At 67.8% G+C, this 26,051-nt stretch carries 24 protein-coding genes; 20 read left to right on the top strand and 4 right to left on the bottom strand.

Annotation, left to right across the window (positions count from 1 at the left end; all coding sequences use genetic code 11):
• Positions 1-21: 21 nt before the first annotated feature.
• Positions 22-750: a class I SAM-dependent methyltransferase gene (locus TL10_RS13090; RefSeq protein ID WP_231575506.1), complete on the bottom strand. Its 729-nt coding sequence runs from the start codon at positions 748-750 to the stop codon at positions 22-24.
• Positions 751-1,194: 444 nt separating this feature from the next.
• Here TL10_RS13090 and TL10_RS13085 point away from each other — a divergent pair, with 444 nt between their 5' ends.
• From TL10_RS13085 to TL10_RS13060, 6 genes are read left to right on the top strand one after another with little or no spacing between them, the layout of a single operon-like run.
• Positions 1,195-2,343, top strand: coding sequence for a glycosyltransferase (locus tag TL10_RS13085; RefSeq protein ID WP_231575507.1), 1,149 nt, complete (start codon positions 1,195-1,197; stop codon positions 2,341-2,343).
• Positions 2,343-3,488, top strand: a complete 1,146-nt coding sequence (locus TL10_RS31975; RefSeq protein WP_043985960.1) for a glycosyltransferase — start codon at positions 2,343-2,345, stop codon at positions 3,486-3,488. Before TL10_RS13085 ends, TL10_RS31975 begins: the two co-directional genes overlap by 1 nt.
• Positions 3,489-3,542: 54 nt before the next feature.
• Positions 3,543-4,220, top strand: coding sequence for an acyltransferase (locus tag TL10_RS13075; RefSeq protein ID WP_231575508.1), 678 nt, complete (start codon positions 3,543-3,545; stop codon positions 4,218-4,220).
• On the top strand, positions 4,220-5,347 hold the full coding sequence (locus tag TL10_RS13070) for a glycosyltransferase family 4 protein (RefSeq protein WP_043985958.1): 1,128 nt from the start codon (positions 4,220-4,222) through the stop codon (positions 5,345-5,347). Before TL10_RS13075 ends, TL10_RS13070 begins: the two co-directional genes overlap by 1 nt.
• A 31-nt stretch (positions 5,348-5,378) precedes the next feature.
• Entirely contained in the window at positions 5,379-6,545 is a 1,167-nt protein-coding gene (locus TL10_RS13065) for a polysaccharide biosynthesis protein (protein WP_051954644.1), read from the top strand.
• Positions 6,542-7,684: a glycosyltransferase gene (locus TL10_RS13060; RefSeq protein ID WP_043985957.1), complete on the top strand. Its 1,143-nt coding sequence runs from the start codon at positions 6,542-6,544 to the stop codon at positions 7,682-7,684. Before TL10_RS13065 ends, TL10_RS13060 begins: the two co-directional genes overlap by 4 nt.
• On the opposite strand, the gene TL10_RS13055 is transcribed toward TL10_RS13060, so the two are convergent.
• Together TL10_RS13055 and TL10_RS13050 are read right to left on the bottom strand one after the other, a co-directional pair.
• Entirely contained in the window at positions 7,675-9,219 is a 1,545-nt protein-coding gene (locus tag TL10_RS13055; protein ID WP_231575509.1) for a cellulase family glycosylhydrolase, read from the bottom strand. The two genes, TL10_RS13060 and TL10_RS13055, sit on opposite strands and share 10 nt — an antisense overlap.
• 48 nt (positions 9,220-9,267) lie before the next feature.
• Positions 9,268-10,686: an O-antigen ligase family protein gene (locus TL10_RS13050; RefSeq protein WP_043392299.1), complete on the bottom strand. Its 1,419-nt coding sequence runs from the start codon at positions 10,684-10,686 to the stop codon at positions 9,268-9,270.
• A gap of 132 nt (positions 10,687-10,818) precedes the next feature.
• Between TL10_RS13050 and TL10_RS13045 the strand changes: the two genes are divergently transcribed.
• From TL10_RS13045 to TL10_RS12990, 12 genes are all read left to right on the top strand, one after another.
• A complete protein-coding gene (locus tag TL10_RS13045; RefSeq protein ID WP_043392301.1) occupies positions 10,819-12,288 on the top strand; it encodes a tyrosine-protein kinase domain-containing protein in 1,470 nt (489 codons plus the stop codon).
• The gene (locus tag TL10_RS29625) at positions 12,288-13,574 is read left to right on the top strand and encodes a lipase family protein (RefSeq protein ID WP_051954646.1); all 1,287 of its coding nucleotides are present in this window, start codon (positions 12,288-12,290) and stop codon (positions 13,572-13,574) included. The genes TL10_RS13045 and TL10_RS29625 overlap by 1 nt, the downstream gene beginning before the upstream one ends.
• Positions 13,571-14,239 carry a YveK family protein gene (locus tag TL10_RS13035; RefSeq protein ID WP_043392303.1) on the top strand — a complete coding sequence of 223 codons (669 nt, stop codon included), beginning with the start codon at positions 13,571-13,573 and terminating at the stop codon, positions 14,237-14,239. The genes TL10_RS29625 and TL10_RS13035 overlap by 4 nt, the downstream gene beginning before the upstream one ends.
• On the top strand, positions 14,236-15,489 hold the full coding sequence (locus TL10_RS13030) for a lipase family protein (RefSeq protein WP_043392306.1): 1,254 nt from the start codon (positions 14,236-14,238) through the stop codon (positions 15,487-15,489). Before TL10_RS13035 ends, TL10_RS13030 begins: the two co-directional genes overlap by 4 nt.
• On the top strand, positions 15,486-16,715 hold the full coding sequence (locus TL10_RS13025; RefSeq protein WP_051954648.1) for an acyltransferase family protein: 1,230 nt from the start codon (positions 15,486-15,488) through the stop codon (positions 16,713-16,715). Before TL10_RS13030 ends, TL10_RS13025 begins: the two co-directional genes overlap by 4 nt.
• On the top strand, positions 16,716-17,972 hold the full coding sequence (locus TL10_RS13020; RefSeq protein WP_043392308.1) for a lipase family protein: 1,257 nt from the start codon (positions 16,716-16,718) through the stop codon (positions 17,970-17,972).
• On the top strand, positions 17,944-18,840 hold the full coding sequence (locus TL10_RS13015; RefSeq protein WP_043985956.1) for a sialate O-acetylesterase: 897 nt from the start codon (positions 17,944-17,946) through the stop codon (positions 18,838-18,840). Before TL10_RS13020 ends, TL10_RS13015 begins: the two co-directional genes overlap by 29 nt.
• Positions 18,827-19,402 (top strand): YdcF family protein, encoded by a 576-nt coding sequence (locus tag TL10_RS13010; protein ID WP_043392310.1) that lies wholly within the window; start codon positions 18,827-18,829, stop codon positions 19,400-19,402. Before TL10_RS13015 ends, TL10_RS13010 begins: the two co-directional genes overlap by 14 nt.
• Positions 19,403-19,644: 242 nt before the next feature.
• Positions 19,645-21,039 (top strand): sugar transferase, encoded by a 1,395-nt coding sequence (locus TL10_RS13005; protein WP_110789063.1) that lies wholly within the window; start codon positions 19,645-19,647, stop codon positions 21,037-21,039.
• Positions 21,040-21,076: 37 nt separating this feature from the next.
• Positions 21,077-22,306, top strand: a complete 1,230-nt coding sequence (locus TL10_RS13000) for a lipase family protein (protein WP_043392892.1) — start codon at positions 21,077-21,079, stop codon at positions 22,304-22,306.
• A complete protein-coding gene (locus tag TL10_RS12995) occupies positions 22,296-23,099 on the top strand; it encodes a biotin--[acetyl-CoA-carboxylase] ligase (protein ID WP_043985955.1) in 804 nt (267 codons plus the stop codon). Before TL10_RS13000 ends, TL10_RS12995 begins: the two co-directional genes overlap by 11 nt.
• 9 nt (positions 23,100-23,108) lie before the next feature.
• Entirely contained in the window at positions 23,109-23,627 is a 519-nt protein-coding gene (locus TL10_RS12990) for a PH domain-containing protein (RefSeq protein ID WP_043392315.1), read from the top strand.
• Here the strand turns inward: TL10_RS12990 and TL10_RS12985 are convergent.
• Positions 23,582-24,196, bottom strand: a complete 615-nt coding sequence (locus TL10_RS12985; protein ID WP_043392318.1) for a GtrA family protein — start codon at positions 24,194-24,196, stop codon at positions 23,582-23,584. The two genes, TL10_RS12990 and TL10_RS12985, sit on opposite strands and share 46 nt — an antisense overlap.
• 117 nt (positions 24,197-24,313) lie before the next feature.
• On the opposite strand from TL10_RS12985, the gene TL10_RS12980 reads away from it, so the two are divergent.
• Positions 24,314-25,531 carry a 5-(carboxyamino)imidazole ribonucleotide synthase gene (locus TL10_RS12980; protein WP_267884341.1) on the top strand — a complete coding sequence of 406 codons (1,218 nt, stop codon included), beginning with the start codon at positions 24,314-24,316 and terminating at the stop codon, positions 25,529-25,531.
• On the top strand, positions 25,524-26,048 hold the full coding sequence (purE, locus tag TL10_RS12975) for a 5-(carboxyamino)imidazole ribonucleotide mutase (RefSeq protein WP_043392323.1): 525 nt from the start codon (positions 25,524-25,526) through the stop codon (positions 26,046-26,048). The genes TL10_RS12980 and purE overlap by 8 nt, the downstream gene beginning before the upstream one ends.
• The last annotated feature ends 3 nt before the right edge of the window (positions 26,049-26,051 follow it).

Below are 26,051 nucleotides of genomic sequence, written 5' to 3'. Positions count from 1 at the left end.
TTGGGGTGCCCGCTCGGCGGGTCACGCCGGTTTGCGCAGGACCACTGCCGCGAAACTCGTGAGCGCCGGGACCGGGTGCTTAAGAAGGAAACGGCTCTTCGCGCGCTCGAGGGCGTCGAGCGGCGGCAGCACGCGGTAGTAGCCGTGGCCGTACGCGCCGGACCAGGATTCGACCTCGAAGCCCACGCTTTCGTAGCGCTTGATGGCCTTCTGGGTGGGGCCGGTGGTCCAGCGGTAGTAGGCCGGGAACTTCTCGTGGTGCGGGTTCTGCAGGCGCCCCGGCTGCAGCTTGCTGATGACCGTGCGCGCCGCCTGCTCCGGGATCAGCAGGTTGACCACGAACGGGAACGCGAACAGCGTCGGGAAGAAATGCACCGAAAGTCCGCCCGGGCGAAGGAGTTTGAAGCAGTTCTCATGGAACGTCCGGGCGTCGGGCAGATGCTCGCAGAGCATCTTGGAGAACACCAGATCGTATGCGTTCAACTCGTTGTCGATCGGTTTGCAGAGATCGGCGACGCGGGTGTGCACGCGGCTGTTGGCCTTGGCCAGCTCGGTGGCCGAGATGTCGATGACGACGCGCTCGTCGGCGAAGTTCCAGTCGTCGCCGCCGATGATCGGATTGGCTCCGCCACCGAGTTCGGCGACGGCCTTGACGCCTTCGCGCTCGGCCAGCGTGCGGACGGACTCGTCGTAGCCCTGCCACAGGGTGTCCAGGTCCTTGTAGTCGACGTCCACGTGTGTACCGCTCATCTGCGCACCGTTCATAGATTGTTCCGCCCCCGTGGCTGGCGCGTCCTGCGTCAGCAGTTTGCTGGTAGGTAAATATACACTCCGCGCGCGTGTCCCGCCCGTAACTCGGGTTGAACACCGTTCAGGCCGTGGCATTTGCTGACCGGGCACTGGGCGCCGCCGGCTGCGTGGGCCGGGCCGGCGCGGGGTAATGCCTGGTCGGGCCCATCGAGTCTGGGTATTCCCGCTGTGGCGTCCGGCGGTCACAGGCGGACCCGCGGTACCGGCTGGCGCTTAGCTGAGGCGGCAGGTGCGCGACGTCTGGGGTGGGTCCTGTGCAGGTCCGATGCATTTAGCTTGTCATTTGCGTAAGTTTGCGGTTCGATATGCGTGCCCGCTGTTTTCGGGTAGCTGACTTCACGACCGCGAAATGATCCGCCGATCGGCGCAAGGGGATATTCAACAGTGCATTCGACGCGCAAGTACGACGGAGTGGACGGGCCGAAGGTTGCGCTCGCCCACGACTATCTGACCCAGTTCGGTGGCGCGGAGAAAGTTGTCCTCTCGATGACCAAGGCGTTCCCGGACGCCCCGCTGTACACGATGCTGTACGACCCTGAGCTGACCTATCCGGAGTTTGCCGACCTGGATATCCGGGTTTCCGCGCTGAACAAGGTGGGTCTGGCCCGCAAGTACCACCGGGCCGCCCTGCCGATCTACCCACGAGTCGCCGAGTCGATGTACATCGACGCCGACGTCGTGCTGGCGAGCTGCAGCGGCTGGTCGCACGGTTTCCGTACCAACGGTAAGAAGCTCGTCTACTGCTACAACCCGGCGCGCTGGCTGTACCAGACCGAGGCCTACCTCGGGGACCACGCGAACCCGATCAAGAGTCTGGGCCTCAAGCTCACCAAGAAGCGGTTGCTGGACTGGGACCGCCGGCAGGCGCTCGCCGCCGACAAGTACCTCGCGATCTCGACCATGATCAGCGGGTACGTCAAGAAGGCCTACGACATCGATGCCGAGGTGATGTTCGCTCCGGTGGCGATGTCGCGGTCGTACGCCGTCGAGCCCGTCGAAGAGCTCGAGGACAAGGTCGATCTGAGCGATCCGGACGGCAGTTTCTACCTGGTGGTGTGCCGACTGCTGCCCTACAAGAACGTCGACGTCATCGTGCGGGCGTTCGCGGGCAGCGACCGGCAACTGGTGGTCGTCGGCAACGGTCCGGAGGCCGACCGCCTGCGGTCGATGAAGACCGACAACGTCACCATGCTCCACAACCTCACCGACGGTCAGATGGCCTGGCTCTACAAGAACTGCCGGGCACTGATGTCGTCGAGTTTCGAGGACTACGGCCTGACCCCGATCGAGGCGGGGGTGTGGGGCCGGCCGAGCGTCGCCCTGCGCTTCGGCGGCTTCCTCGACACCATCGACGAGGGTGTAACCGGCCTGTATTTCGATGAACCGCAACCGGATTCGGTTCGCGAGGCGCTGGACCGATTCGAGTCGGCGACGTGGGACCAGGAGAAGATCAAGCACCACGTCTCCCAGTTCACCGAGGACGCGTTCAGCGCTCGGCTGCATGAAGCGGTCGACAAGCTGGCCGGGTACTGATGGCGCCAGACGCGACCCCGGTCGCCACGCTGAAGGACTACCGCCTGGTGTACGTCGGGCCGGCGGATCACGAGACGGCGGTCGGCGACTACGCCGAGAACCTGACCCGCGCGCTGCGGCCACACGTCGGCGAGCTGGTCGAGCACCGCACGTTGGGTCCGGGGTCGGACAGCGCGCGGGAAGTCCTGCAGCACCGGCGCGCGGTGGCGGGTCTGGTTGCGGCCGGCAAGCCGGGGCGGGTGTTGGTGCACGCGGAGCTGGCGGCCGGTGCGGTGTCGGCGTTCTGGTCGATCGCGGGATTGCGTGGGGTGCCGGTGACGGCGACGGTGCACGATCCGCCGCAGGGCATCTGGTGGCCGGGGCGCACGAAGTTCGTGGCACGGCACAAGCTGGTGATGCATGGGCTGCACTACCCGTTGCGTCCGGTGTCGCGGATGCTCGAGGGCATGGTCAATGGCGATCGGACGTTGTTCGCGCTGAGCCAGATCGGCGCGCAGTCCATTCGTGACACCTATCCGAAGACCGATGTGGCGTACGCCCCCTATCTCGTCTGCGAGCGGCCCAAGGTCCGCCCGGTGATCGAGCGGCCGAAGGCGGTCGGGTTTTTCGGGCATGTGTACCGGGGCAAGGGTTTTGAGCAGATCGCGCGGATTCGCCGGGAGTTGCCCGACGACATCGTGATCCGGGTGGCGGGCCGGGGGACCGAGGCGTTGCCGGGCGGCCCCGGCGTGGAGATCGTTGGTGCGGTCGACGGTGCGGCCGAGGATGCGTTCTTCGATTCGGTGCGGGCCGTGGTGATTCCGTACGGCAAGCGGCATTTCTATGCCGAGACCTACCCCGCGTCCTCTGTCGCGGCGCACGCCCTGGCCTACCGCACACCGGTGGTGTGCACCGACTATGGCTCCCTGGCCGAATTCGGCACCGAGACCGGCGCGGTCGTCGTGCCCATGGACTCCGACGACCCGAAGGCGCTGCCGGCCGGCTTCTCCGCGGCCATCGAATCGCTACTCAATGACGAAATCCGGCTCAAGCAACTGGAGGTGAACGCCGACCGGACCCGTCAGGAACGCTCGCCGGAGAACGTCGCCGCCGCCTACGCCGCAAAGTGGTCGGAGATGCTGGCGCGCCAGGGCCGACTGCACTGACGAGGCCGAAACACTGTGGTTAACTCGGAATCCGGGACGACGGGAGCGAACAACGTGATTGGCGAGCCGGCAACGGCAGACCCGGCAGATGTGGCACGTAAGAAAGCGGCCGCGCCGACTTTGAAATTGCCGCCCGAGCCGGAATGGGAGCTCGGCGAGGACGGTCGCGTCACTTACTACAAGATGCAGGCCATGGATGTTCGCCGCAAGGCGCGCAACCGAATTGGTGAACTGCTGTTCAACATGTTCATCACGCACATCCCGTCGCACGCCATCCGCCAGGGCTTCCTGCGGCTGTTCGGCGCCACCATCGGTGAGTGGTCGACCATCATGCGCGGGACCACCATCCTCGATATCGAATTCCTGACGATCGGCAACGGCACCACCATCGGGTTCCGGTGCCTGCTCGACGCGCGCGCCGGCCTGTGGATCGGCGACAACGTCACCATCGCGAGCGACGTGCACCTGCTCGGTGGTGGTCACGACATCAATCACCCGGACTTCCTGCCGATCCCGATCCCGACCGTGATCGAGGACTACGTCTGGATCGCCAGCCGGGCCATGGTGCTGCCCGCCCTGATCGGCCGCGGCGCCGTCGTCGCCGCACAGGCGCTGGTGGTCAAAGATGTGGCTCCGCTCGACGTGGTCGGCGGCAACCCCGCCAAAGTGTTCGCCAAGCGAAATCCGGATGCCTTGGGCTACAGCGCAAAGTACCGGCCGCTGTTCTGCTGATGCCGGTCGATCTACGCGAGTACCGGCTGGTCTACGTAGGGCCGGCCGAAGGCCAGACGGCGGTGGGTGACTACGCCGAGAACTTCGTCAACGCGGTACAGCCACTGTTCGGCGAGGTCGTGCAACGTCGCACCCTGGGACCCGGCGCCGAGACAGTGGCCCAGGTGCGGGGGCACCGGCGCGCCGTCGCCGAAATGGTGGCCGCCGGGAAGCCGGGGCGGGTGTTGGTGCACGCGGAGCTGGCGGCCGGTGCGGTGTCGGCGTTCTGGTCCATTGCCGGGTTGCGTGGGGTGCCGGTGACGGCGACGGTTCACGATCCGCCGCAGGGCATCTGGTGGCCGGCGCGGACGCGGTTCGTGGCCCAGCACCGGCTCGTCATGCACGGCTTGCACTACCCGTTGCGTCCGGTGTCGCGGATGGTCGAGGGCATGGTCAACGGTGATCGGACGATGGTCGCGTTGAGTCAGATCGGCGCGGACTCCATCAAGGCCACGTACCCCGATTCCAACGTCGCCGCCGTGCCGCACATCATCTCCGAACGGCCGCAGTTGCGTCCGCTGACCGAGCGGCCGAAGGCGGTCGGTTTCTTCGGGCATGTGTACCGGGGCAAGGGTTTTGAGCAGATCGCGCGGATTCGCCGGCAGTTGCCCGATGACATCGTGATCCGGGTGGCGGGCCGGGGGACCGAGGCGCTGACCGGTGGCCCCGGGGTGGAGATCGTGGGCCCGGTCGACGGTGCTGCCGAGGATGCGTTCTTCGATTCGGTGCGCGCAGTGGTGATTCCGTACGGCAAGCGGCATTTCTACGCCGAGACCTACCCGGCGTCCGGCTCGGTGGCCCACTCGATGGCGTACCGCACGCCCGTGGTGTGCACCGATTACGGCGCGCTGGCCGAACTGGACGAGCGGACCGGTGCCCTCGTGGTCCCCATCGGCGACAAGGACGCCGAGCAGGTCGCGGCCTCATTGGCCGAGGCCATCGTGTCCCTGGTCGACGACGATCAGCGGCTGGCCGAGTTCGGCCGGCACGTCGAGGCCTACCGTGCAGCTTGTTCCGGGCCGCGCACCGCCGAGGCTTTCGGCCGGGTGTGGACCGACCTGCTGTCCCGATCGTCTGTGAGCGTGTGACCTGACTGCCACCGAAGCGCCCGGCCGAAATGTGGCGAAGACGCTCATCTCCCTGATCTGGATCTACGGCGGTCGCGGGGTGGGCCTGCTGTGGACGCTGATCATCGTCCAGCGCCTCGGCGTCTCCGAATACGGTTTGTACGCCATGGCGACGGTCCTCAACGGCATCGTCGGCAACACCATCGACAACGCCTTCGCGGTCCGGGCCATCCGGGAATCCGAAGAGCACTTCCTTCGCGAACGCACCATGCGCTACCTGCTCGCGCTGGGGCTGGTCACCGCCGGCGCGGCCACCTTCGACCTCAACTACGTCATCGGCTTCGGCCTGATGGTCGCCGGCGGTGAGATCGCCATGAACGTGGTGAAGAGCCAGTCCGCGCGAGATGGACACCCGGACAAGGTGTATCGGCTCGACACGGCGCGGCAGTTCACCAGCGCAGGCATCGGCGCGGTGTACCTGTACACGGCGGCGCACCCGACGCTCACCCACGCGTCGCTGCTGTACTGCACGCCCTACGTGCTGGCGCTGTTGGTCGGGGCCAAGTTGGCCGTCGGTCACCGGCCGGCACCGCCCGGCCCGCCCCGGTTGATCGCGGCGCTCACCGGTGAAATGCTCGGCACCACCCTGTATCTGGGCGGCGACGTGCTGCTGCTCGGCACCCTCGTGGACACCAAGGCGGCCGGCTACTACCAGCTGGCGTGGGTGGTGGCGGCGGCCGTGGCGGCCGCCGGGCAGTCCTTCGGCATGACCTACCACGAGCCGCTGCGCGAGAGTGGCGGTGACCTGTCGGCGGCCCCACCGCTGCGCAACATCCTGCGGATGGCAGCACTCGGCGGGTCGCTGCTGCTGATCATCGGCGCCTGCCTGTTCGCCTTCGGGGCGCCCACCCAGCTGGCCACCACCATGATGATCATGGGCGGCTTCGCCGCGCTGCGCATCTGCATCTTCGTGCTCCAGGTGATCCTGTACACGCAGCGTCGCGACGTCTTCCGGCTCACCATCGCGGTCGGACTGGTGCCGGTGAAGCTCGGCATGGTCGCCGCCCTCGCGACGTTGACGCCGCTCGGCGCCGTGGGCGCCGCCATCGCGGCCACCGTCGCCGACGCCATCATGCTGGCCGGGTTCACCTGGGCCGTGTACCGGCCGCGCGATGCCGTACCGACCGCCGAGCCGTCCGATCACCCCCAGGAATCATGACCACACCGAAGGCCGCGTTCATCCTGTCGAAAGACCCGGTGCTCGAACACACCGGTGACGTCGCGCTGGCCCGCATGCTCATGCAGCTGGCAGCCGACTCTTTCGAGGTGTCGGCCATCGCCCTGTCGCCCGAACCCGGCACCGTGACCGCCGACCTGATTCCCGGCGGCCTGCCGCTGGAACGGGTGCACAAGCCGGCCGTGCGCCCGCACCGGCTGCTCATCGACGCCCTGCGGCGCCGGCGCAGCTTGGTGCATGTCCGCTTCGACACCGACGAGCTGGTCCGAGCCATCGACCGCAGCGACGCCGACGTGTTCGTCGCCGAACACAGCTACATGGCCGAATCCTTCTTCCGCAGCAAGCATTTCGGCAAGAGGCGACTCGTCGTCAACACGAACGTGAGCGAGTCGCTGGTCTGGCGGGCCTCCCGCGGCGCGCTCGGCCGCATCGAGGAGCCGCGGCTGATCCGCGACGAACTGCGCGTCGCGCGCGCGGCCGACGGCGTCAGCACCTACGACGCCGAGGAAGCCGGGTACTACCGCGACAACGGTGTCCGCGACGCCCGCTTCATGGACATCACGATGCCGCCGGGCACGCAGGTCGACGTCGCGGCGTCCCCGCCACGGCTGGTGTTCATGGGCACCCGCGACTGGCCACCCAACCAGGAGGGGTTCCTGCGGGCCCTCGTACTGTGGCCGCGGATTTCGGCGGGTATCGCCGGCGCCGAACTGTGCATCATCGGGGCGAAGAAACCCGGCGCGGCCGACCCCGTCTACCCCGACGGGGTCCGCGACCTCGGATTTGTCGACGACCTCGGGGCGTTCCTCGGCACCTGCCGTGCCCTGATCGCGCCGATCAGCACCGGCGGGGGAGTCCGGGTCAAACTGCTCGACACCATCCGGATCGGGCTGCCGGCGGTGGCGACCACCGCTGCCATCGGATCACTCGGGCCGATCTTCGGTTTGCGCCCGTTGGACGACGACGCCGCATTCATCGCCGAATGCCGCCGCCTGCTCACCGAGGTGCCGGCCGCGGTCGACCTCGGGAACCAGCTGTACGAGATCAATCGTCAGCGGTGGCAGGACCGGTTGCCGCACCGGGCGGTGGCCGACCTGCTGCGCGGCGAGAATCAGGTGTAGTAGACCTTCACGCCCACCCACGGCGCCCAGACCATGTAGCCGTGCTGGAAGTCGACGCGGTTGGTGCCGTTGACGTAGCGCTCGTCGATGGTGGCCAGCCCCAGTTGCGGCTTCCAGGCCTGCGCGAACGCGCTCGAGGCCCAGTGTGCACCGGTCTCGGGCGACCACCACACCCGGAACTGGCTGCCCCCGGAGAAGTCCTGTTGGCCGTTGACGAACAGGCTCGCAGGCACTGAGTTGCGCGCCATCGCAACGTCGGCCACCGGGCGCGGCGACGACACGTAGCCGCTCGGCATCTCGTAGATCGTGTTGATCGTGCGCACCTGCGCCCACACCGTCTTGGTGGCCTTGAACACTGGGCTGAGGACCGAACCGTGTGCCGGGTCGGTGATCTGCGAAAAGCGCTGGAATTCCGGTGATTTCGGCACGCCGGCGGCGATGGTCGCCGCCAGTTCTGCCGCCGCGGGCTTCGGCGTCCAGTCGCTGCGGTAGAGGCCGACGGTGGCGTCCGCCTGATTGCTTCCGGTCTTCCGGTCGCGCGTGGTGTACACCATCAGCGGGCCCGTGTAGGGCATCTCCTGCCACTTGGTGTAGATGTCCTTCAGGTAGGCGGCCTGGGTGGTTTCGTTGACCACCGAGGTGGGCTCGCCGTACTCGGTGGCCCAGATCCGCTTTTCCTCGTCGCCGTTGTCGATCATCACCTGGCGCATCTGAACCAATTGCAGGACAGGCGAATTCGCGATCAGCATGCCGTCGGAGAACTTCAGGTTGTAGTTGTACGGGTGAAACGACAGCGCGTCGAAGTTCCCCTTGGCGCCCGCGGCGTACATCCCGGCGATGAAGCGCACGGGGTTGATGGACCACGAGCCGAAATCCACCACCGCGCCGACGACCCCGCCGATCACCGTCGCGTCCGGATCGACGGCCTTGATCCGTGGGTAGGCCGCCTTCAGCAGGTCGGTGTAGCCGGCGGGATCCGGTGCCGGGCTGTAGAAGAACACCGCGTTCGGCTCGTTCCAGATCTCGTACGCGGAGATCTTGCCCTTGTAGCGGGTGGCCACCTTCGTCATGAAGTTCCCGTAGGCGTCGGGGTCCGACGGCCGGCTGCTCAGCGGCAGGCCGCCCTGCGACATGGCCCAGGGCGGGGTCGCGTTGACGAACGCGATGATCGACATGTTCATGGCAGCAGCGGCATTCACGGTCTTGTCGACCAGGCTCCAGTCGAGCTGGCCCAGAAGCGGCTCGACCCCGGCCCACGGAATCATCAACCTGATGGTGTTCACCCGGTTGTTGGCCATCAGGGTCAACGTCCGGTTCACGTCGTCCTGTGACAGGCCATAGATGTCGGAGTCCGCGAAACCGATGGTGGTCGGCAGGGTGACGACGTTGGCCCGCTCGGCCACCCTGACCCGCTGCGGGGTGTCGCCCGGGATGCCGGTCAGGGCGATGAGGGTGCACACCATCGTGCCGGCGATCGTCGACGCCACGCTGGTGAAGCGGCGGGCAGATCGTGTGGGGCGCTTCCCGGGCATCATGCAACCGCCCTTCACCTATGAAGTGCGTCGCAGGGAGCAAACGCGCACTCAGTGTGCAGCAGTAATGGGCATTTGCTGTGAATCTGCTTGGGCGTGTCGCAGCCGTATCTCTTCTCGGCGTTCTCGGTCTATATGCACCAGGAATGCCAGCAAAATCGAGAATTTGAGGGTGGCCGGCGGGATACCGACCACCGGGTGATCGAGTTGGAGCGCGACAACGCAGAATCCGATGAAGATGCCGCCATACACCGCCCACGGAAATGAATTGGAGCGGATGGCCCGGTAGCTCATGATGCAACCGATCAGCATGATCGCAAAGAACGCCAGGCCGGTGAAGATGCCGCCGCGGTAAATCGTCAGCAATGGCGCGTTCGACACGTGGTTCAGCACGAACGCATAGTTGCCGTCCCGGAATTCGAGTCGGTTCCAGCCTTTTCCGAACAACCAGTAGCCGGCCATGGTATCGGGGAATTCGCGGATGGCATCAATTCGTGAAGTGGAGCCGACGTCGTCACTGCTGAAGGAATGCATGAACCTGGTGCGCACTTCGGGTATCGCCGCCGCGAGGCCCAGGGCGGCCACCATGGCGGCGATGGCGAGCGCGCGATCCTTCGACCGCATGGTGTGGAAGGCCAGCACCAGCAGCGTCCCGGCGACGACGGTGAACATGCCGGCCCGACTCAGCGTGAGCAGCAACGCGACCGCGAAGATGCCGGTGATCGCGATGCGCTGCCAGCCGGCAAATACGACCAGGGCGACGGCGATCGCGACCACGAGCGCGATGCCTTCGGCATTGGGATCGACCGACGTGCCGCCGAGTCGCATGGAGCGGGCCATGCCGCCGTCGGTGAAGGCGAAACGGGTGGCCGTGTATTCCGCGGCATAGCCGAAGACTCGCAGGTATCGGAACGAGGTCTGATTGGGGTCGAAAGCCACGATGTACAAGCCGAATACGGCGTTGAACAACGTCCCGTAGACGAATATCCGGCCGAATTTCTCCAGATGCTCGGTGGTCAGGCTGCTCAGTGCGATCGCGACGAGGGTCACGACGGACCAGCGGACGATCTGGATGACGTCACCCATGCCGACGCCGGTTACCGCGACGGAGGCGATCGAGGTCAGCACCAGAGCGATGATCGACCATTCCATCGGGTGAATCGGGCGGGCCAGTCGGGGATGCACGAACAACGCGACCACTGCACCGAATGCGAACGGCAGATATAAGGGGACGTGAACGCCAGGGAAATACCCGAATGGCAGAGCACCGGTGACGAGCGCCAATCCGTACAAGAACCACAGTGGATGCCGCAAACCGACATAGATGCCGGCGACCAGTGCGGCAATAGCGACAATGCCCAACAAAGTGAGCTGGCCGAAAGACGTCGCCAACCAGACCAAGCCCATGATCCCAGCCAGAATCCCGGCCGATGATTTAAGATTGCCGAGTTGACCCAAACGGGCGTTCATGCCGACTATGTTCTCAGCTCAACCAGCTAAGCTCAAGCAGGTTGCCCGGACCCGTGGCGAGTCTGAATGGTCGGTCCGGTTCCCAGCCGTTAATCTGTGAGCTGTCGCATTGCTGAAATAAGGGGCACGACCTTGGAGATCAAAGAGTACCTGCGGATATTCGGCCGGTACTGGTGGGCGATCGTGGCGCTCGCGGTTGTCGGGGGTGTCGCGGGCTGGTCGTGGTGGGAATTCGGCGATCGCGAGTACCAGTCCAGCGCGACGCTGTTCGTGGCGACCCAGAACGGCACCTCGGTCACCGAGGCCTACCAGAACAACCTGTTCTCCCAGGACCGCGTGAACTCCTACGCCACGCTCGCCATGAGCGAGCAGGTGGCCGCCCGTGCGGTGGACCAGCTCAAGGCCACCATCTCCGCCAACGAGCTGCGGGCCAAGATCACCGCCGTCCCGCTGCCGAAGACGGTGTTGCTGCAGGTCTCGGTGACAGACAAGGATCCGGGCCAGGCGCAGACCTATGCCAGCGCGGTTGCCGATCAGCTCGCCGGACTGGTCGGGGAGCTGGAGACCTCCCGCCGCGGCGGCAGCCCGGCCGCGGGCGCCATCGTGGTGGACGAGGCCGGTTATCCGACCAAGCCCCTTGGTTATTCGATGATCACCCGGATCGGGATGGGTATCGCCGGCGGTGCGGTCCTCGGTCTGCTGGCCGCGATTGCGCTCGGCATCATCGACCGTCGGGTTCGTGGCCGCGAGCGCGTGGCCGACGCCAGTGGTTCGCTGCTCATGGGCGCGTTGCCCGCGGACTCGGCGCGAAGCCACGCGCCGGTGGTCGACCTGACCGCCGAGGGGGCCTACCCCGAGGCCCTGCGCGAGCTCCGGAACAATTTGCGGTTCGCCGTGCCGGCAAACCGTGATGAAGCCGCTCGGGTGATCGCGGTGGCCAGCCCGTCGCCGTCCGATGGACGTACGACCGTGGCGATCGACCTGGCCGCGGCACTCGCCGAGACCGGCAAGCGCGTCGTGCTGGTGGACGGTGACCTGCGCAACCCGGCGGTGGCGCAGCGATTGGACCTGACGCCGGCGGCCCGTCAAGGCGCAGCCGATCGCGGCCTGACCACCGTGCTGGTCGGCGAGAACACCCTCGCCGAAGGCCTGATCCCCGAGGTTCCCGTAGGTCAGCACCGGATCGCGGTGTTGCCGGCCGGCCCCGCCACCACCCGTCCGGGGGAGCTGTGGGCGGGCGACCACACCTCTAACCTGTTCGCCGAACTGTCCGCCCAGTTCGACTACGTCGTCGTGGATACCCCGCCGCTGGGCAAGTACAACGACGGTGCCGTTGCCGCCGCGCTGTCCGATGGTGCGCTGCTGGTCGGCCGCATTCGGCACACCACGAGCAGCGCGCTCACCCGTGCCGTGCAGACCCTGAAGTCCGCCAACGCGGTGCTGATCGGCTCGGTTGCCACCGACGAACCGGTCGAGTTCAAGATTCACATCGGCGGGTCCGACGGCCCGAAGTCCGGTGGCGGCAAGAAGGCGGCGGCGAAGGCCGCGCCCAAGGCCGCACCCGAGTCCGAGGCCAAGACGGCGGCGCACCAGAAGCCGTGATGCGACGTCGGGTTGAGCTGCGGCGCACCGTACTGGCACTGGCTGCGGTGCTGGTCACCGTGGCTGCGTGTGGCCAGTCGGGCCCGGTGCCGCCCCGATCGGGTGACGACGCGCGTCCCACCCGAGATCTGACGCCGATGTTCCCGGGCGCCGAGGCCCTCCCGGCTCCTGACCTCACCGACGACGGCCCGGGCTCGCTGGTCGAGTTGAAGCCCGTCAAAGGTGACCGGAGCTTCGACGAGGCAGGCGCCACCGCGGCGCGCATCGTCTACCGCTCGACCAGCGGCGTGGACGGCCGTCCCATCCAGGTCAGCGCCCTGATCGCAGTGCCCGCGGGCCCGGCGCCGAAGGGCGGCTGGCCGATCATCTCGTTCGGACACGACACCACCGGGCTGCTGCCCAAGTGCGCGCCGACCCTCGCCCCGCAGTTCTGGGGCTATTCGACCGGGATGTCGGTCTATCTGCGGCGCGGCTTCGCCATCGCCCTGTCCGACTATCAGGGGCTGGGCATCGACCCGGGTTCCAGCGCCCGTCAGCACTCCATCCTGGATACGGCCAGCCTCGGGAACAGCATCATCGATGCCGCCCGCGCGATCCATCGCGCCGTACCGTCCACCAGCACCAACTGGGGCGCCCTCGGCGCCGGCGAAGGCGGCCTGGCCGCGTGGGCCGCGGCAGAACGCAACGGGGCCTACGGCGCGGGCATGAACATGGTGGGCGCGGTGGCCGTCAACCCGATCGCCGATCTGGCGCCGCTGGCCGACCCGGACCGCACGGCCGCGCTGGCGACGGCCGACCAGTATCGGCTGCAGATTCGGATGCTGCAGAGCCTGGAAACGATGCAGCCCGATTTCGATCTCGACGCGCACCGCTCGGCGAAACTCAAGGACCAGTGGGACGTGTTGGTCGACTGCGCCCCGCGCGACGTCGCGGCCGCCCAACTGGCGCTGAACCAGTTGACGCCCAACGATTTCCAGGCCAAGGATGCGGCCGCGGCCGCGGACCTCAAGCGTCGCCTCGGCGCCGTCGCACTGCCCGGTGCCGCTGCGGGACCCGCTGATCCGCCGGTGCTGGTGGCATTCGGCACGGCCGACACGGTCAATCCGCCGGCCGGCGTGCTGGCGGCCACCGGGGCCGCCTGCGCCCGCGGCCAGCAGATCGTGGTGATGCGCGGCGTCGGCGACAGCGGCCAGATCAACGATCAGACGATGCAGAACGCGCTGGCCTGGCTGCAGGCGCGGTTCGACGGCGAGCGCGTCGCCGACGTCTGCGTGGGGGCGACATGATCACCCCGGCCGCAGTGCCGCGGGTGCGCGACTACGTGCTGTTCGTCAGGAACAGTTGGGTGCTGGTGCTGATCACCACCATCGCGAGCGCGCTGGTGGGCTGGGTCGGCTGGGACAACGCCAAGCCCGAATACCAGTCGACCGCATCGGTGTTCGTCAGGACCGAGGGCAGTGCCTCGCCGCTGGACGCCTACTACGGCGACGCCGACATGCTCGGCCTGATGGAGACCTACCGGCAGCTGGCCACCAGTTCGCAGATCACCGCGCCGATCATCCAGAAGCTGGGCCTGATCGAGTCCGACAAGGAACTCGCCGCCCGGATCGTCATATTGCCCAGTGCCACAGCGATGTTGAACGTCACGGTCACCGGCGGTGACGCCGACCAGACCACGCAGATCGCGCACGAGGTCGTCAACGACATGGTCGCGGTGGGGACCCGGCTGGCCCTGGTCGCCGGTACCGGTGCGACGCTCGTCGTGATCGACGACGCCAGTCCCGCCCAGCGGGTGGGCGGGGTGTGGTCCTACGTGATGACCGGGACGGTGCTCGGTTTCGCGCTGTGTGTCATCGCGGTGATCGCGCGGGCGCTGATCCTGGATCGGGTACAGAGTCGCAGGCACCTCGAACGGGTGGTCGGTGACGCGAGCGCCGGGACGCCGGGATGAACTCGCGGCGGCTGCGGCGCGCGGTCTCGGCGGGTCTGCTCGCCGCGGTGTGCCTGACCGCACCGGCCTGCCAGAGTGATTCGCCCCCGAAAAAGGCCGGGCCCGTTACGGCTGCGGGGATCGATCTCAAACCGGACACCAAGGGCGCCGGTCAGGTACCCGGCGCACTGGTGTCGGCGTCGACGTTCCCCACGCTGGACCTGCGGCTGAAATCGGCGGTGTCGCTGGCGGCCCGCATCGCCTACACGTCGACGTCGGGCATCACCGGTGAGCGCACCGAGGTGTCGGGTTCGGTGTTCGTGCCGAACGGGACGCCGCCGCCGGGCGGGTGGCCGATCGTCGTCTTCGGCCACGCCACGTCCGGCATGCAACCGGAATGCGGGCCGTCCGGGTCGTCGACGCTGCTCGGTCTCTCGCCGACGGTCACCGCGCTGGTCAAGGCCGGCTACCTGGTGAGCCTGCCGGACTATCAGGGCCTCGGGCCGGGTACCGCCGGCCATCCGTACGCCGACGCCACCACGGTGGGCTACAACGTCATCGACTCCGCGCGGGCGGCGCACCGGCTGGTGCCGGAATCGGCGGACCGCTGGCTCGCGGTCGGGGTATCCCAGGGCGGCCAAGCCACCTGGGCCGCAAACGAACTCGCCGCCCGCTACGGCACCGGACTGACGCTCGTCGGCACCGTCAGCCTGTCGCCGGCCACCGATCTCACCGGCCTGGCCTCCGGGGCGGCGGCCGGTAGCCTGTCGAAAGAGCAGGGCGCCATCCTGCAGCTGATCCTCGCCGCCCTGGCCAAAGAGAATCCGTCGCTGAACCTGCAGGACTATCGCCGTGGCGACGTGGCCGAGCACTGGAACGTCCTCGCGTCGTGCCGCACCGAAGACGCCACCGCCCGGGCCGCGGCGATCGACAAGATCACGCCGGCGGACCTGCGGCCCGCGAGCCCGCAGGCCGAAGCGACCCTGCAGGAACTGCTGGCCAAGCGGAGCCTGCCCAAGGACCCGACATCCGCGCCGATGCTGGTGCTGTACGGGGGTCAGGACACGCTGCTGCTGCCCGACTGGACGAACAAGGCGCTCTCCGCCGCGTGCCGGCTCGGCGACGTCATCGACATCATGTTCCAGCCGACCAAGGGGCACGCCGACATCGACGTGGCCATGTCCTCCGACTGGATCAAGGACCGCTTCGACGGCGTCCCCGCGCCCAACAGTTGTCCGTCATTCGAATCCACCCAGGGAGCAGGACAGTGAACGCGCCGACATCGGCACCGGTCCGGACCCGGGCCCGCATCATCGGGCTGGACGGCGCCCGCGGGCTGTCGTGCCTCGGCGTCGCCGTCATGCACGTCACCGGCCACTACTCACCGCACACCGCGGCCCACTGGAAGACGAACCTGGTCGGGCTGTCGCTGATCTTCTTCTACGCACTCAGCGGGTTCCTGCTGTTCCTGCCGTACGTGCGCAACCTGATCGAGCAGCGCGAACAGCCGAGCACCGCGAATTTCGCCGTCCACCGCATCGCCCGGATCCTGCCCGGCTACCTGGTGATCTTCCTGCTGTGCAACTACCTGCTGCAGATCGTCTACGTGCAGAACGCGTCGCTGCAGCCGACCCGCACCGAAGACGGCACCGGCATGATCACCGACCCGTGGCAGTTGATCGCCAACCTGACCCTGACCCAGTCGTACTTCCCGAAGTACTTCCAGACGGGCCTGAACCCGTCGTGGTCGCTGACGCTGGAATACGCCTTCTACCTGTCGATCCCGCTGCTGGGCATGCTGCTGTTCGCCCTCGGCCGGCGCTCGAACCTGCGGCCGTGGCTGATCGTGACGCTCGGGCCGGCGCTGCTGATCGCGCTCGGGTTCATCGGCCGGGCATTCGTGCCGTGGATGATCTCGGCGCTGCATCTGACCGACCCGACGCAGATCAACTGGGGTGCCAACTGGGTCGCGGTCTACACCAAGACCTTCCTGACCAACTCGGACACCTTCGCGTTCGGCATGGCGGCCGCGGTACTGGTCGTGGCCATGGAGCACCAGGTGATTCGTGAGAAGCTCAGCCGCCGCGTCCGGCTGTACAGCTTCTTGGCGATGTTCCCGGTGGGTGTGGTCATGCTCGGGCTGATCGCGCTGGCGAACCCGTACGCCACGTCGGCCCTGGCCGTGCTGTGCGCGCTGGGCATCCTGGTGATCGTCGCGCCGCTGTTCCGCGGCGAGCGGTCCGGGCTGGCGGAGCTGCTCGACACCGCGCCCTTCCGGTTCGTCGGCAAGGTCTCGCTGTCGGCGTACCTCTGGCACTTCCCACTCATGCTGTTGATGGGACGCTGGGGTCTGATGGCCGGCGACACCGTGCCCGGCATGCTGCGCAACGTCGCGCTCGTCCTGGCGGTGACACTGGTGGTCTCGGCCGTCACGTACTACGCGGTGGAAGAGCCCGTCATGAAATTCGCCAAGCGGTACCGGACCAGGTGGTCCTGAATGCGTCGTGCGATCCAATGGGGTGCCGCGATCGCCGCAGTGCTCCTGATCGCGGCGTCGCTGCCGGTGATGTGGCAGGTCGGTAGTTGGGCGCTGGACAAGCTGCGGCACGGCGGCATCGGTAACCCCGTGCCGATCCGCACCGCCGACCTCACGGCGTCCGGCCCGGGCAGCCTGATCAGCGCGATGACCATGCCCACGGTGACCAACTCGGTGGAAGGCAAGGACCTGCAGGCCGCCCGCGTGGTCTACCGGTCCACCTCCGGCGACACCGACGCGCCGACAGTGGTCTCGGGATCGGTGTTCACGCCCATGGGCAAGGCGCCGGACGGCGGCTGGCCGGTGATCGCGCTGGCGCACGGCACCACCGGCATCGACCAGCCCTGTGCGCCGTCGCTGTCGGCGAATCTGCTCGGCAACGTGGTCTTCGTGCAGGGCTTCGTCCACCTCGGTTTCGCCGTCGCCCTCGCCGACTACCAGGGGCTGGGTTCGCCCGGCGTCCATCCGTACACCGACAGCCGCACCGCGGGACGCAACGTCATCGACTCCGTTCGGGCCCTGCGCCACACCTTCCGCGACATCTCCAACCGCTGGGCCGTGTTCGGGGGCTCGCAGGGCGGCGGTGCGGCGTGGGCCGCCGACGAACAGGCGCGGACGTACGCCCCCGAACTCGACCTGATCGGCGCGGCGGCCAGCGTGCCATCGGCCGACGTGGCGGGCATCGTCGACAAGGCCGGCATCTTCGATCAGGGCAGGGCCGGCACCATGACCAAGGACCAGGAAGCGGCGTTCCAGGCGATCGTCGAGTCGCTGGCCCGGCTGCATCCCGACCTGAACCGCGACGACTACCGCAGGGGCGCGGCGACCAGGTACTGGAAGGTGCTGTCGGCGTGCTCAGGTCCCGACGTCGCCTACCGCGCCGCCGCCATCGACGAGATCGGACCGACCGACCTGGCCCCGGTCGACGCGGCAGCAGCCGACCGGCTGCGGCGCTACCTGCAGGACTGGGCGTTGCCGCAGCAGCCGTTGTCGGCGCCCATGTCGGTGGTCTACGGCGGCAAGGACAGCTTCCTCGACGCGGCGTGGACGAAGGCCGCCATCTCCCGCGCGTGTTCGCTGGGCGGTACGGTGGTCTGGAATTTCCAGCCGGATGGCGGGCACGCGGACATCGACGGTCCGGGTCAATTGCGGTGGCTGGCAGAACGATTCAGGGGAGGCGAGGCGGTCAATGACTGTCCTGCGCAGGGAACCACGTAATCCCGACGGCGACAGCCCGATTCATCAGCAGTTGCTGATCGAGGCGAAATGCATCGTGAAGCGACTGATCGCGCCGCGCGGCACCGCCGTCGGCGCCCCCGAACGGCCGTACCTGATCCTGCCCATCCTGGGGCAGTCCAACGCGTTCGGCATGGGGCTGCCCGTCGACCCAGACGGGTTGGACCGGCCGCATCCGCTGGTGCACCAGTGGGCCATGTGCGGGCCGTCCAAAGGCACCGCGGTGTTGGCGACGCAGCCACTGCTGCACGAGATACCGTGCAAATACGTCGGTTTCGGCCCGACCTTCGCCAAGCAACTCGCCGAGGCCACCGGGCGCCCGGTGCTGCTGATCCCCGGTGCGCGGGGCGACACCTCGTTCACCCCGAAGAACGGGCACACCTGGGATCCGGCGGACCGCAAGACCCGGGTGAACCTGTACCGCCGGGCGGTGGCGGCCATCGATGCGGCACTGGCGCGGTTTCCCGGCAGCGAGATCGCCACCGTGCTGTGGCACCAGGGCGAGACCGACGTGCCGCTGATCTCGGGCGCGCAGTACCAGGTCAAGTTCGACTCGCTGATCGGTGACCTGCGCGCGCGGTACGGCGCCGGCCTGCCGTTCGTCCTGGGGCAGATGGTGCCCGAGGAGATGGAGCTGAGCGGCAAGCCCTACGCGGCGATCGACGCCGTGCACGCCGACACCCCGAACCGGTGGCCGCTGAGCACCTTCGTGCCGGGACCGCGGGATTCGTACAACAGCCCGGACGACCGGCACTACAGCGCCGCCGGGCAGCGCGAGTTGGGTCGCCGCATGTGGCAGCAGTACCGCGAGATGTGTGGGGAACAACTTGCGGACCATGCCGCGCGCTGATCTCGGCCGGGTCATTCGTCGGGTCATCGCCGTGGTCACGGTCGTGGTGCTGGTCGATGTGGGGCTCGCAGGGGTGGCGCTGTTCGCCAACGCCAAATCCGATCAACTGCAGCGGGCCGACGCCATCATCGTGCTGGCCGGCGAACACGACGGCCGCGAACAGTACGGACTGAGCCTGGCCCGGCAGGGCTGGGCGCGCACCGTCGTGCTGTCCAATCCGTATCTGCCGGGCGACCCGCAGATGAAGAGCGCCTGCGCGCCGGCGACGGACATCGAGGTGATCTGCCGGAAGCCGGAGATCCTGACGACCCGCGGCGAGGCCATGATGATGCGCGAACTTTCCGAGGGCCGCGCCTGGCACCGGATCATCGTGGTCAGCTGGCGGTATCACCTGCCGCGTGCCCGCTTGGTCTTCCGGCAGTGCTATTCGACGAACCAGGGTTCAGTGGTTGCGGTGGCGCTGCCCAGGGACTATGACTTTTCGCCGATCGGGTGGGAATTGACGTTCTTCTATCAGTTTGCCGGGTTCGCTAAGGCCGCCCTCCAGGGACACTGTGCTTGACCTGCCTATTTTTCCGATCGGTGGTAATTTCGAGCAAACGATGCGATAGTAGTCGCAGTTCGCTGAGCGGGGGCTATAGCGAACTTCCAGCAAATGGGAGGGAGTAGGCGTCAGTGTCAGTGGCAGAAGAACTCTTCGTTCAAAAGGCTTCTCCCGCGCCTCCTGTACGGGCCGTCGCGCCTTTAGCTGACCGAGCATGGCAAGCGCGCTACCGGTGGTGCCTGATCGCATTCGATCTGCTCGTGGTGGTGTTGGCCCTGGCGAGTGCCCAGTTCGTCAAGCTCGGTACACCGAATGCGTCCCTGGAGTTCACTTCGACGTACCTGCACGTCTTCTCGTACTACTCGGTGCTGTCCCTTTTCGTCGCCGTGATCTGGCTTGCCATGCTGGCCGCGTACCGGACCCGTTCGCCGCGCATCGTCGGCGCCGGTGTCGAGGAGTACCGCCGGGTCTTCTCCGCGACGCTGGCCACCGTCGGCATCATCGCCGTCGCACTGATGATCTTCCGCCCTGATTACGCCCGCGGCTACTTGGCCGTCGCGCTGCCGCTCGGTCTGGTCGGCCTGGTGGTCGGCCGGACCGTCTGCCGCCGGGTGCTGGCGCGGCTGCGCCGGCGCAACAAGTGCGTCTCCTCGGTGCTGGCGGTCGGCGACCCGCGCGCCGTGAGCAATCTGGTGCAGTCCCTGCACCGCGAGTGGTGGTACGGCTACTCCGTCGCCGGCGTCTGCCTCACCGGACGCCCGGCAGGTGGCACCTTCGAGGTGGCCGGGGTCGGCGAGTTGCCGGTGCTCGGCAACGAGTCCCAGGTCTCCGATGCCATCGCCAAGGCCGCTTTCGACGCCGTCGCCCTGACCACGACCGATCATCTCGGGCCGGAAGGGATGCGCGAGCTGTCCTGGGAGCTGGACAAGCTGGGCATCGACATGGTCGTGTCGCCGAGCGTCATCGACGTCGCCGGCCCTCGGCTCACCATGCGTCCCGTCGCCGGACTGCCGCTGATCCACGTCGAGCGTCCGCAGTACAGCGGAACCAAGAAACTCCAGAAGCGGGCCTTCGACATCTTCGTCGCGCTGTTCGCGCTCACGGTGACCTCGCCGCTGATGGTCCTGTCGGCCATCGCCATCAAGCTCACCAGCCGCGGCCCCGTCTTCTACCGCTCTGAGCGAATCGGCCTGGACGGCAAGCCTTTCCAGATGACGAAGTTCCGCACCATGGTGCAGGGTGCCGACCGGATGGTCGACGACCTGATCAGCCTGGATCTCAACGAGAGCGGCAGCGGCGTGCTGTTCAAGATCCACGAGGACCCGCGAGTCACGCTCGTCGGAAAGTACCTGCGGCGCTACAGCATCGACGAGCTCCCGCAGTTCTTCAACGTGCTGTGCCGCGACATGAGCGTGGTCGGTCCGCGGCCGCCGCTGCGCCGTGAATTCGACACCTACAACGAGCAGGTGCGCCGCCGGCTGCTGGTGCTCCCCGGGATCACCGGGCTGTGGCAGGTGAGTGGCCGGGCCGATCTGTCGTGGGAGGACTCGGTGCGACTCGACCTGTCGTACGTCGAGAACTGGTCCATCACCAACGATCTGCTGATCGCGGCCAAGACGTTCCGCACCATCATCGGCGGTTCCGGCGCCTACTGAACCCGTTCGGGCGACCGCCGGTGAATAATCCCCTTTGATGCGTAAAGCCCTGCCGTGGATCGTGGTCGCCGTACTCGTCGTCGGTGGACTCACCGCCGCGACCTACCTGCGACCACTGGTGTTGATCGGGACCTCGAAGGTCCTGGACATGTTCATCCCGCTGTCGGGCGCTCCGGAGCCGATCGGTTCGGCCGATCTCACCGGCTCCGGTCCGGGCAGCCTGCTGTCGGCGACCACCATGCCGGGCGTCACCAGCACCTTCAATGGCCAGGGGATTCGCGCCGCACGGGTGGTGTACCGCTCCACCTCGGGTGACACCGGTGCACAGACCGTCGTCTCGGGTGCGGTGCTCACCCCACTGGGCCAGGCGCCCAAGGCGGGCTGGTCGGTGGTGGCCCTCGGCCACGGCACCCTGGGCATCGACAACAATTGCGGGCCGTCGCTGTCACCGACGCTGATGAACCTGCTGCCCATCGCGAAAGTGGTGATCAATCTCGGGTACGCCGTCGCGCTGCCCGACTACCAGGGCCTCGGCGTCAAGGGCATCCACCCGTACTCCGACGCCCGCACCGCCGGTCTCAACCTGATCGATGCGGTCCGCGCGGCGCGTCATGTGTTCGGTGACGTCGGGACGACGTGGGCGGCCTTCGGTGACTCGCAGGGCGGTGCCGCGGCATGGGCCGCCGACGAACAGGCCGAGCCCTACGCCCCGGAGCTCACGCTCGTCGGTGCCGTCGCCGTCGCTCCCGCGGCCGATGTCAGTGGCCTGGTGTCGAAATCGCAGACGGGTACGTTGACCAGCGAGCAGCGGCCGGTGCTGCAGGCACTGATCGAATCGCTGGCCCGGCTGCACACCGACCTCAACCGGGACGACTACCGGCACGGCGGGGCGGCGCGCTACTGGAATGTGCTGACGGACTGCAGTGCGGACGCGGCCTACAAGCGCGCCGTCGCCTCCGGGCAGCTCGGGCCGCGCGACTTCCTCCCGGTCTCGCCGGATGCCGCCGAGCGGCTGCAGAATCTGTTGCAGGCATGGGCGATTCCGCAACGACGGCTGACGGCGCCGCTGTACGTCTGGTACGGCGGTCAGGACCCCTTCATCGATGCCGGCTGGACCAAGGCCGCGATCGGGCGGGCCTGCTCGCTCGGTGGCACGGTGACCGCAGAGTTCGATCCGCGGGGCGGACACAACCCGCCCGCGGCGCAGGAGATGCTCGACTGGATGGCGGATCGGTTCGCCGGGAAGAAGGTAACCAATGACTGCTGACCGGCTGCCGCTGGACGCGGCGGCGATCCAGGCGGAGTCCGGTGACCGCTGGCGGGTCGAGGTGGTGGCCGAAACCGGCTCCACCAACGCCGATCTCGCGGCCCGGGCGCAGGCCGGTGAGAAGGTCGCCGGGGTGGCCCTGTTCACCGAGGACCAGATCGCGGGCCGGGGACGCCAGGGCCGCGCCTGGTCGGCGGTGCCGCGCTCACAGATTCTGGTGTCGGTCGGCGTGGACGCCACCGACGTGCCGAGCGAAACCTGGGGTCTGTTGTCGCTGGCAGCCGGGGTGGCCGTCGTCGAGGCGATCGCCGAGGTGGCCGGCGTGCAGGCCGCACTCAAGTGGCCCAACGACGTCTTGGTGGGCACCGGAAAGCTGGCCGGGATCCTCGCCGAGGTCGCGGCACCCGGTGGCGGGTCGCCCGTCATCGTCGTCGGGATCGGCCTGAACGTGTCGCTCGCGGCTGACGAACTGCCCGACCCGGTGGCCGTGTCATTGTTGAGTCTCGGTGTGGCGCAGCCGGATCGACAGCGGCTGGCCGTGGCGCTGTTGAACCGTCTGCAGGCCAGGATCGCCGAATGGCGCGCGGGCGGCAACGTCGAGCTGCTGGCTGTCTACCGCGACCACAGCAGCACGCTGGGGCAGTCGGTGCGGGCCGAACTGCCCGGCGGGCGCGAGGTGGTCGGGCAGGCGACCGACATCGACGTCAACGGTTCATTGGTGATCAACTCGGCCGACGGCGTCGTCGCGGTCTCCGCCGGCGACGTCGTCCATTTGCGGCCCAGCACCACCTAGAGTCTGGGTATGGGTTACCCGGACAACGTGCTGGCCGCCGACGAACATGTCGTGCTGCATCGGCACCCGCACTGGAAACGGCTGATCGGCCCCGTTGTGGTGCTCCTGGCCGGGACGGCGCTGGCCGCGTTCGTCGCGGCGGTGGTCAACCACACCAACTGGGACAGCAACGCCAAGAACATCATCTTCGCGGTGATCGGGGTGATCTGGCTGGTGGTGGTCGGCTGGCTGACCGTCTGGCCGTTCCTGAACTGGCGCTCAACGCATTTCGTGATCACCGACCGCCGGGTGATGTTCCGGCGCGGGGTGCTGACCCGCTCGGGCATCGACATTCCGCTGGCCCGTATCAACAGTGTGGAGTTCCGGCACCAACTGCTCGACCGGATACTGCGCACCGGCACCCTGATCATCGAGTCGGCATCGCAGGATCCGCTGGAATTCCATGACATTCCGCGAGTGGAGCAGGTCCACTCGCTGCTGTATCACGAAGTCTTCGACACCCTGGGGTCGGAGGAGTCGCCCAGCTGAGGGTCGTCCGAGAGCCCGTCGTAGGCCTCGGCGAAACCGCCGGCGGTCATGGTCGCCTCGAGCGTCATGTCGGGTGCGTGCTGCGCCATCTCGTCGGGGAACACCCAGCGCCGGAACGCCCAGAACCGGAACGCCATCTGCAGCAGGTTGCCGATGATGTACGCCGACACGAAGTCCGCGATGTTCTCGACGGTCAGCGACACATTGGGCACGCGCAACTGCAGCATGTAGCTGGACACCCACAGCGGGGCCATGCTGAGCAGCACGCCGACGCCACTGACCGCGAAGAACAGCAGGGCCTCGTGGTGCCGTTCGCGGCCGCCGCGGTTCTGGAAGCTCCATTCGCGGTTCAGCACGTACGACGCGATCACCGCGACGATGCCGGCGATGATCTTCGCCGTCACCGGCTTGGGCTCGAGCACGGTGAGCTTGAGCGTGTAGAAGATGCCCGAGTCGATGACGAACGTGGTGGCGCCGACGATCGCGAACTTGATGAGCTCGTGATGCCGTTCGGCAAACGGCCTGACCACTCGCGGGAGCCGCGCGATTGTGGCCTCGGTGAACGACATAATCGGGCAGTTTACGGAAAGTACCTGCATTTCACGTACCCGTGCAGGTAGCGGGCGGTAGCTAGGCGGCATAGGCAGATTCGGGGGACATCCCTGGTGCGTGACAAACTAGGCGCCGTGACGCAACCCCCCGTCGTGGCAATGATCGGTGGCGGCCAGCTGGCCCGCATGACCCACCAGGCAGCCATCGCGCTCGGCCAGACCCTGCGGGTGCTGGCGGTCTCCGCCGACGAGCCGGCCGCCCAGGTGAGTCCGGCGGTGGTGCTGGGCTCGCACACCGACCTCGCCGCGCTGCGTGAGGTGGCGGCCGGTGCGTCGGCCCTGACGTTCGACCACGAGCACGTCCCCACCGAGCTACTGGAGGCCCTCGTCGCGGACGGGGTCAATGTGGCCCCGCCGCCGTCGGCGCTGGTGCACGCGCAGGACAAGCTGGTGATGCGCCGCCGGCTGGCCGAACTCGGCGCGCCGGTGCCGCGCTACCGGGAGGTGGCGTCGGCCGCTGATCTCGATGCCATCGACGAACTCGCCGCCGAGGTTGGCGGCGGGCTCGTCGTCAAGGCCAGCCGTGGTGGCTATGACGGCAAGGGCGTCACCCTGACCGACGACGTGGCGCAGGCCCGCGCCGCCGCCGAGGGCTACCTGGCCGACGGTGTCGCCGTGCTGGTCGAGGAGAAGGTCGCCATGCGCCGCGAGTTGGCCGCGCTGGTCGCGCGCTCGCCGTTCGGGCAGGGCGCGGCCTGGCCCGTGGTGCACACCGTGCAGGAGGACGGCATCTGCGTCGAGGTGATCGCGCCCGCGGCGCGGCTGGATGCCGGAGTGGCCACCGCGGCCGAACAGCTCGCCCTGCGGATCGCCGACGAGCTCGGTGTGGTCGGCGTGCTGGCGGTCGAGCTCTTCGAGACCGTTGACGGGGCGTTGGTGGTCAACGAGCTGGCCATGCGGCCGCACAACTCCGGGCACTGGACCATGGACGGCGCGACGACCAGCCAGTTCGAGCAGCATCTGCGGGCAGTGCTGGATTACCCGCTGGGGTCGACGGCACCGCTGGCCCCGGTGACGGTGATGGCCAACGTGCTGGGTGCGCCGACGCAACCGGAGATGACCATGGACGAGCGGCTGCATCACCTGTTCGGCCGGCTGCCCGAGGCCCGGGTGCACCTGTACGGCAAGGGGGAGCGGCCCGGCCGCAAGATCGGGCACGTCAACATCGTCGGCGCGCCGGGCGGCTCGCTCGACGACGAGGACTACGTGGCAGACGTGCGTGAGCGGGCCGTACGGGCCGCGCACTGGTTGTCGCACGCTGAGTGGACGGACGGATGGAGTGGACATGAGTGAGCACGTGGCCGGACAGGCTGGACCGCGGGTCGGCCTGATCATGGGCAGTGACAGCGACTGGTCGGTGATGGAGGACGCGGCCACCGCGCTCGCCGAGTTCGAGGTGCCGTTCGAGGTTGGCGTGGTGTCGGCGCACCGCACCCCGCAGCGCATGCTCGACTACGCCAAGTCCGCCGCGGGCCGGGGCGTCGAGGTGATCATCGCCGGCGCCGGCGGTGCCGCGCACCTGCCCGGGATGGTGGCGTCGGCCACCCCGCTGCCGGTGATCGGCGTGCCGGTGCCGCTGGCCCGCCTGGACGGCATGGACTCGTTGCTGTCGATCGTGCAGATGCCCGCCGGTGTGCCGGTGGCCACCGTGTCGATCGGCGGCGCACGCAACGCGGGCCTGCTGGCGGTACGCATCCTGGGGTCGGCCGATGCCGGATTGCGTGCCCGGATGCAGCGCTTCCAGGCGGACCTGGAGCAGATGGTGCTCGACAAGGACGAGGCGCTACGGAATCGGTTGCTGGGCAAGTAAGCT

The sequence above is a fragment of the Mycolicibacterium llatzerense genome, assembly GCF_000878195.1.
Taxonomy (GTDB): Bacteria; Actinomycetota; Actinomycetes; order Mycobacteriales; family Mycobacteriaceae; genus Mycobacterium; species Mycobacterium llatzerense.
Note: the sequence above shows the minus strand (reverse complement) of the source record. Positions and strands in the feature narration are given on the sequence as shown.

Coding starts and splice junctions, on each gene's coding strand:
- TL10_RS13090 (WP_231575506.1), bottom strand. CDS start 750: ATGAGCGGTACACACGTGGACGTCGACTACAAGGACCTGGACACCCTG.
- TL10_RS31975 (WP_043985960.1), top strand. CDS start 2,343: ATGGCGCCAGACGCGACCCCGGTCGCCACGCTGAAGGACTACCGCCTG.
- TL10_RS13070 (WP_043985958.1), top strand. CDS start 4,220: ATGCCGGTCGATCTACGCGAGTACCGGCTGGTCTACGTAGGGCCGGCC.
- TL10_RS13060 (WP_043985957.1), top strand. CDS start 6,542: ATGACCACACCGAAGGCCGCGTTCATCCTGTCGAAAGACCCGGTGCTC.
- TL10_RS13055 (WP_231575509.1), bottom strand. CDS start 9,219: ATGATGCCCGGGAAGCGCCCCACACGATCTGCCCGCCGCTTCACCAGC.
- TL10_RS13050 (WP_043392299.1), bottom strand. CDS start 10,686: ATGAACGCCCGTTTGGGTCAACTCGGCAATCTTAAATCATCGGCCGGG.
- TL10_RS29625 (WP_051954646.1), top strand. CDS start 12,288: ATGCGACGTCGGGTTGAGCTGCGGCGCACCGTACTGGCACTGGCTGCG.
- TL10_RS13035 (WP_043392303.1), top strand. CDS start 13,571: ATGATCACCCCGGCCGCAGTGCCGCGGGTGCGCGACTACGTGCTGTTC.
- TL10_RS13030 (WP_043392306.1), top strand. CDS start 14,236: ATGAACTCGCGGCGGCTGCGGCGCGCGGTCTCGGCGGGTCTGCTCGCC.
- TL10_RS13020 (WP_043392308.1), top strand. CDS start 16,716: ATGCGTCGTGCGATCCAATGGGGTGCCGCGATCGCCGCAGTGCTCCTG.
- TL10_RS13015 (WP_043985956.1), top strand. CDS start 17,944: ATGACTGTCCTGCGCAGGGAACCACGTAATCCCGACGGCGACAGCCCG.
- TL10_RS13010 (WP_043392310.1), top strand. CDS start 18,827: ATGCCGCGCGCTGATCTCGGCCGGGTCATTCGTCGGGTCATCGCCGTG.
- TL10_RS13000 (WP_043392892.1), top strand. CDS start 21,077: ATGCGTAAAGCCCTGCCGTGGATCGTGGTCGCCGTACTCGTCGTCGGT.
- TL10_RS12995 (WP_043985955.1), top strand. CDS start 22,296: ATGACTGCTGACCGGCTGCCGCTGGACGCGGCGGCGATCCAGGCGGAG.
- TL10_RS12990 (WP_043392315.1), top strand. CDS start 23,109: ATGGGTTACCCGGACAACGTGCTGGCCGCCGACGAACATGTCGTGCTG.
- TL10_RS12985 (WP_043392318.1), bottom strand. CDS start 24,196: ATGTCGTTCACCGAGGCCACAATCGCGCGGCTCCCGCGAGTGGTCAGG.
- purE (WP_043392323.1), top strand. CDS start 25,524: ATGAGTGAGCACGTGGCCGGACAGGCTGGACCGCGGGTCGGCCTGATC.